Source organism: Hymenobacter lapidarius (assembly GCF_001816145.1).
In the GTDB taxonomy this organism is placed as follows: domain Bacteria; phylum Bacteroidota; class Bacteroidia; order Cytophagales; family Hymenobacteraceae; genus Hymenobacter; species Hymenobacter lapidarius.
The window spans coordinates 66,656-73,213 of sequence record NZ_MDZB01000090.1; the positions used below are offsets into that span (position 1 = coordinate 66,656).

Below are 6,558 nucleotides of genomic sequence, written 5' to 3' on the forward strand. Positions count from 1 at the left end.
AAAACACGATGGGCCAAAGCCCGCGCCGCCGCCGTGAAAATTCTGACTGCCGCTCAAACCCGCGCCCTCGACCAAGCCACCATTACCGAGCAGGGCCTCACTTCGGCGCAGCTGATGGAGCGCGCTGCCCAGGCGCTGCTGTTCTGGTTCTACGGCCAGTATGGCTACGGCCGGGTACCCGCCGACACCCTGCTGCTCTGCGGCCCCGGCAATAACGGCGGCGACGGCCTGGCCCTGGCCCGCCTGCTGCACGAAGCCAATTATTCGGTGCGCGTGGCCCTGCTGCCCGCCAGCCGCTACTCCCCCGACTGGCAGCACAACCGCCAACGGCTGCCCGCCGCCGTGCCCGTAGCCGAAATCAGCGCCGGAGCCCTGCCCGCCATTTCGGCCGATACCGTGGTGGTTGATGCCCTGTTTGGCACCGGCCTGAGCCGGCCGCTGGCGGGCCTGGCCGCCGCCGTGGTAGCGCACCTCAATCAGGCACAGGCCCGCGTGCTGGCCGTGGACATCCCCAGCGGCCTCTTCGCCGAAGCGTCCCAGCCAGCCGATAGCGCCGTGGTGCGGGCGCGGCACACCGTGAGTTTCGGCCTGCCCAAGCTGGCTTTCCTCCTGCCACAGAACGCGGAGTTTGTGGGCGAGTGGCAGGTTGAGGACATTGAGTTGAGCCCCGGTTTTATTGCCCGCACCACCACGCCCTGGCATTATACAGACGCAGCTACGATGGCCGGCCAGCTGCCTCCACGGCCCAGGTTCAGCCACAAGGGTACCTTTGGGCACGCGCTGCTGCTGGCCGGCAGCCGGGGCAAGATGGGCGCGGCCGTGCTGGCGGCGGGCGCCTGCCTGCGCGGCGGCGTGGGCCTGCTCACGGCCCACATCCCGGCCTGCGGCTACGACATCTTCCAAAACAGCCAGCCAGAAGCCATGTGCCTGAGCGATGCCCAGCCCGACCACATCAGCGAGCTTCCCAATCTAAAGCCATATCAGGCCGTAGCCATCGGCCCAGGTCTGGGGCAGCACGCGGCCAGTTCGAGCGTATTGCGCCAGCTGCTGGAAGCAGCCAGCCAGCCCCGCGAAAAAACCGGCCCGCCGCTGCCTCTCGTCCTCGATGCCGACGCGCTGAACCTGCTGGGCCAGCACCGCGAGCTACTGTCGCTGCTCCCCGAAAACGCCGTACTCACCCCCCACCCCAAGGAATTTGAGCGCCTCACCGAACCCGCCCGCGACGACTACCATCGCCTGGAGCTGTTGCGCGATTTTGCCCAGCAGCACCGCTGCCTGGTGGTCCTCAAAGGTGCCTACACCTGCCTGGCCACGCCCGGCGGCGAACTGCACTTCAACAGCACCGGCAACCCCGGCATGGCCACCGGCGGCAGCGGCGACGTGCTCACCGGCCTGCTCCTGGCCCTGCGCGCCGATGCCCGGCTCCTGCCCTTCGAAGCCGTGCGGCTGGCCGTGTACGCCCACGGGCTGGCCGGCGACCTGGCCGCCCATGAAACCGGTGAAGCCGGGCTGGTAGCCGGCGACATCGTGCGCCACCTAGGCCCGGCGCTGAGCCGGTGCAGCCAGCGGGCTCAAAACACGAAGTAGGCGGCGGCCTGCACCAGCAGCAGGCCATCGGTGAGCAGGGCGTAGAAATAGTCGCTGCGGGTTTCTTCGGCGGCGCTCACCACGCTGGCGGTGAGGGCGCCAGGCAGCAGCACGGCCAGTGGTGGGGCACCCCGCACCAGGCCCAGCGCCATTGAGGCCAGCAGGAATCCCAGGGCCAGCCGCTGGGCTCCGGCCACGCCCAGCACACCGGGAAAGGTGCGAGTGCCCGCCCGCCGGTCGCGCCCATAATCCCGGACATCGAACACGATGGTGATGACCATTATCAGGCAAAAGCGCTGGCCCAGCAGCCCCGCAACGTGGGCCACCGGGTGGCGCAATAGCAACACCGGCAGGCCCACGGTCACGGCCGTCCACACCAGGGCAATGAGGAAGCCTTTGAGCAGCGGGATTTCGCGCAGGGCCCGGCGCGCCCGTGCCACGGCCACAGCGGCCACGAATACAGCAGCGCCAGCGCTACCAACGGCGCGAGCCCCGGCCAGTAGCGCCACCAGCCATCAACGAAAAAGAGGAACCCCGCCGCCGCCGCCGCCCCTACCGCCAGCCCCAGCAGGAGCGGTCGGTGGCGCTGCTGCCAGGCCTTGCGGGCCGAAGTGCCAGCCGGCTCGCGGTGCTTGAAAGGCAGCGCGGCATCGAGGTTGTAGACGAGCAGCGTGGCGGCAAACACCAACGCCACCAGCCGGTACCCGGCGCTGCTGATGGCCGGCCACTGGTGCAGGGTAGCGGCCGTCTGAGCGGCCGCCGCCGCCGCCAGCCACGCGCTGCTGTAGAGCACAGCATCGAGCAAGCGGCCCAGCGGGTGGCGGGCAGCAGCAGGGCGAGCAGGCGGATGCGGATTGGTCACGGGTAAAATTAGCGCCGCCGGACGCAGTACCGGCTGGCTTCAGCGGGGGCAGTACCCACGGCTATGCCTTTCAGTGGACCGGGGCCTCGTGGGCCACAACGCCCAGCGGTATCAGCAACTATTTAGCCCAGGTTGCGAGCTGCTTTTGCCTAGCAAGCGCAAAAAAGGCGAAGCAGAACGTCAACCGTTCGTGCTTCGCCCTTGGGCAATAATATTCACTGGCGTTGCGCAGCCGCGGAGCTGGCGCGCGTCGCAGACGCGCGCCAGCTAACACCTTACTTGATAGCCTGCAGCTGACCGAAGGTTTCGTCGTAAAGCTTGATGCTGTCGTTGATGATGCGGTAGGCGTCTTCCTTGCCCATGAAGCGCTCCACCACCACGTGCTTGTTGTGCTCCAGAGCTTTGTAGTCCTCAAAGAAGCGGCGCATCTCCAGCAGCGTGTGCGGGGGCAGGTCGCTGATGTCGTTGTAGTGGTTCACCGAAATATCGTGGGCGGCCACGGCGATGATTTTGTCGTCTTCCTCGTCCTGGTCCACCATCTGCATTACGCCGATGACCTTGGCCTCCACAATGCACATGGGCACGATGTCGACGGAGCACAGCACCAGAATGTCCAGCGGGTCATTGTCGTCGCAATAGGTTTGGGGAATGAAGCCGTAAGCGGCTGGGTAGTGCACCGCCGAGAACAGCACGCGGTCGAGCTTCAGCAGGCCGCTGTCTTTGTCGAGCTCGTATTTGCCTTTGCTGCCTTTGGGGATTTCGATGATGGATTGCACAACCTGTGGGTTGTTGTCGCCGCGCGATACGTTGTGCCAGGGGTTGAAATAGGTATTTTTCATGTAATCTTAAATGGATTGATAAAGACAGTACACACTCCCCTCCTTACCAAGGAGGGGATGTTTCAGCCAACGGCTGAACGGGGGTGGTTGTGGGCGTTGAACGGCTCGCCGAACAATTTGGCGCCGGCCTTGCAACGCCCACACACCCCACGCGCGCTGCGCGCCGGCGTCCCCTCCTTGGCTACGCTGACCTACGGTTGGTAAGGAGGGGCTTAAACCAGCTACTTCAGCACTTCCACTAGTGGAACCCCGCTGCTGCCGCTTGGTTCCTGAATGTGCAGGAAGCGCGCCACGGTGGCCGCAATGTCCACGACGCGGACGGGCGTGGCCGATTCGCCGTGCTTTACGCGCCAGCCCCAAAAAAGGAGGGGCACGTGCGTATCATACGCCCAAGTGGTGCCGTGGGTGGTGCCTTTGATGACCGGGTACGAGTAGGCTTCGAGCCAGCCGGGCAGCAGGGTCACCAGCACATCGCCGGAGCGGGGGGCGAAAAAACCGTTTTCCTGCAGCATGCCCTGCCCCTCGCTCCAGTGGGCGTTTTGCAGGTCGGTGGCGGTGCGGGTCTGGGCCACGCCGGGCAGCGGGAGCAGCAGGGCGGCTACCTCGGCCTGGGTTTTGGCCAGGTCCAGGCCTTTTTTGGCCAGCAGGGGGCGGTTGAGGTACACCTGCAGGTTGCCGAAATCGAGCACCCACTTGCCGGGGCCGTGGCGGCGCGTGAGGGCCAGCTGCACCGAATCGCGCATGGAGATGTTGCCCACGCCCCCCGCGGGCAGGCGGTGCTCCTGCAGGAAGCCCACGGCGTTGGCCGCGCCGTGGTCGGCGGTGAGGAACACCAGGGCGTTGCCCTTGCCCACGGCCTTGTCGATTGCGCTCAGCAGGCGGGCCAGGTCGCGGTCGAGGCGCAGGTAGGTGTCCTGGGCTTCCACGGAGTTGGGGCCGAACTGGTGGCCTACGTAGTCGGTGCTGCTGAAGCTCACGGCCAGCATGTCGGTGATGCCGGGGCGCTGGCCCAGCTGCTCGGCGCGCAGGGTTTCGAGGGCAAAGTCGGCCGTGAGGCTGTTGCCGAAGGGCGTGGACCGGATGAGGTCGAGGTTGCGGGGGCTGGCTTTGGGCGTGGTTTCGCCCGCGGCGGTGGTGAGGGCCGTCACGGCGGCGGGCGGGGCGGCGCTCAGGCTGGGCAGGTCGTGCGGGAAGGTGGGCGTTTTCTCGCCCCGGAAACTGCTTTCCCAGGGCACGTCGTCGGCGGTGCTTTCGGTGTACTGGGCCAGGGGCAGCAGCGTTTCCCAGGGCTTGCTCAGGTACTGCGCGGCGCGCTCCTGCTGATTGAAGGCCGCCACCCAGCCCGGCAGCTGCGGCATGTAGAAGGTGCTGGTGGTGAAGGCCCCGTTGGTGCCGTCGTACCAATAGGCGGCGGTGGCCGCGTGGCCAGCCGGCAGGATGCTGCCCCGGTCCTTCATGCTCAGCCCGATGACTTTGCTCTGAAAATTGGTGGCCAGCCGCAGCTCATCGCCGATGGTGGTGCTCAGCATATGGCGCGGCGACATCTGCCCCGCCGCCAGGGAGCCGCCCACGGGCTGCACGGTTTTGTCCTCGGTCACGTAGGTGTCGCGGCCGGATTCGCGCTCAAACCAGTTGTTGCCGATAATGCCGTTGACCGCGGGCGTGGCTCCGGTGTAGATGCTGGCGTGGCCCGGCCCGGTGTAGGTGGGCACGAAGTTGAAGTTGCAGCTCTCGAAGCTGAACCCCTGGCCCAGCAGCCGCCGGAACCCGCCGGTGCCGTACTTGGCCCAGTAGCGGTAGAGGTAGTCGTAGCGCATCTGGTCTACCACAATGCCCACCACCAGCTTGGGGCGCGGCACGGGCTGGCCGGCTTTCTGGGCAAGGGCGGGCACGGCGACCAAGGCCGTGAGGGCAAACAGGAATATCTTTTTCAAGCGGAAACAGGTAATGCTAAGCGGGGGCAAAGATACCCCGGCAAAGGCAAGCGCTAAAAAAGAACGTCATGCTGAGCGCAGCCGAAGCATCTCTACCGCACCACTAACTCAACCGACTGATTTACTACTGCAGTAGAGATGCTTCGGCTGCGCTCAGCATGACTGTTCTTTTAGCATGACGTTCAGCTCAGCATGACCATTTTACTTGCTCATCAAAACTCCCTCACCCGTGCTCCCCACTCTCATCTTCGACATGGACGGCGTACTCGTCGACAACACGCCCTACCAGGCCCGCGCCTTTCAGCTCCTGTTTCGCGACCTGGGCCTGACCACCAACGCCCGCCAGCTGCTGCGGCGCCTCAACGGCATGCCCGCCACCAACATCCTCAAAACCGTGTTTCGCCACCCCGTGCCCGAGAAACAGCTGAAAGAATACGCCAGCCAGCGCGAGTTCCTCTACCGCACCTTGTACTGGAACAAGCGCCGCGCCATGCCCGGCCTCGTGCCGTTTCTGGAAGCTGCCCGCGCCGCCGGGCACAACATCGCCCTCGGCACCGGCTCCCCGCCCGAAACCATCAGCTACATCGTCGACCACCTCGACCTGCGCCGGTACTTCGACGTGGTCATCGGCAAAGACGACGTGGCCAAGGGCAAGCCCCACGCCGACACCTTTACCGTGGCCGCCGCCCAGCTCGGCGTCCGCCCCGAGGATTGCATCGTGTTCGAAGACGCCGTGCTGGGCGAGCAGGCCGCCTACCGGGCCGGCATGCGCTGCGTGGCCGTGGGCTCGTCGCTGAAAGAAAAAAACTTCCAACACCCGCTCGCCTACGTCAAAGACTTCACCGGCTTCACCCCCGAGCGGCTGCTGGAGCTGCTGGCCCGGCAGCCCCACGCGCCGAAGCCCGACAAGCAGCGCGCCCAGCGCCAGTACATGCACCTGGAGTAGTTGGGGGGGGGAGTCGTTCGACGGGGCACCTCACCCCCTACCTGCACCCGCTCACCCCGGACGAGCGCAAAGACATGGTGAAAATGGGCGACAAGTCCGTCGGCTTCATGGCCAAGCTCCTCGACTACGCCGCCAATACCTCCGCCTTCGTGCCCGCCACCTAGTCCCCCGGCACGTCCCCCAAAGCGGCGCTCCCCCGCCTGCTGAAGGCTCCGAACGACTTCTTGCTCGTTCGGAGCCTCTTTTTGGGCCTTTGGCACGACCAATAACTCCCACCGAGGGCGTTTGGGGGGCGGCGCTTCCGGGCCGCCCCCGGCAGGCCACCCCGTAGAGGGCGGCCCACGGCGGCATCCACGGCAGCTTCGGGGGCGGCGGTGTCGGCGGCTTTTT

6 protein-coding genes are annotated in these 6,558 nt (G+C 66.1%); 2 read left to right on the forward strand and 4 right to left on the reverse strand.

The window, feature by feature from the left end:
- Nucleotides 1-33: 33 nt before the first annotated feature.
- Nucleotides 34-1,587 (forward strand): bifunctional ADP-dependent NAD(P)H-hydrate dehydratase/NAD(P)H-hydrate epimerase, encoded by a 1,554-nt coding sequence (locus BEN47_RS06260; RefSeq protein WP_070726295.1) that lies wholly within the window; start codon nucleotides 34-36, stop codon nucleotides 1,585-1,587.
- On the opposite strand, the gene BEN47_RS06265 is transcribed toward BEN47_RS06260, so the two are convergent.
- From BEN47_RS06265 to pafA, 4 genes are all read right to left on the reverse strand, one after another.
- Nucleotides 1,572-2,027, reverse strand: coding sequence for a UbiA prenyltransferase family protein (locus BEN47_RS06265; RefSeq protein ID WP_158010884.1), 456 nt, complete (start codon nucleotides 2,025-2,027; stop codon nucleotides 1,572-1,574). The two genes, BEN47_RS06260 and BEN47_RS06265, sit on opposite strands and share 16 nt — an antisense overlap.
- On the reverse strand, nucleotides 1,949-2,392 hold the full coding sequence (locus BEN47_RS06270; protein ID WP_070726301.1) for a hypothetical protein: 444 nt from the start codon (nucleotides 2,390-2,392) through the stop codon (nucleotides 1,949-1,951). Before BEN47_RS06270 ends, BEN47_RS06265 begins: the two co-directional genes overlap by 79 nt.
- 332 nt (nucleotides 2,393-2,724) lie before the next feature.
- Nucleotides 2,725-3,288, reverse strand: coding sequence for an inorganic diphosphatase (locus tag BEN47_RS06275; RefSeq protein ID WP_070726303.1), 564 nt, complete (start codon nucleotides 3,286-3,288; stop codon nucleotides 2,725-2,727).
- A 221-nt stretch (nucleotides 3,289-3,509) separates the two neighbouring features.
- Nucleotides 3,510-5,222: an alkaline phosphatase PafA gene (gene pafA / locus BEN47_RS06280; protein ID WP_070726306.1), complete on the reverse strand. Its 1,713-nt coding sequence runs from the start codon at nucleotides 5,220-5,222 to the stop codon at nucleotides 3,510-3,512.
- Between the two features lie 229 nt (nucleotides 5,223-5,451).
- On the opposite strand from pafA, the gene BEN47_RS06285 reads away from it, so the two are divergent.
- Nucleotides 5,452-6,168, forward strand: coding sequence for an HAD family hydrolase (locus tag BEN47_RS06285; RefSeq protein ID WP_125921540.1), 717 nt, complete (start codon nucleotides 5,452-5,454; stop codon nucleotides 6,166-6,168).
- Nucleotides 6,169-6,558 lie beyond the last annotated feature (390 nt).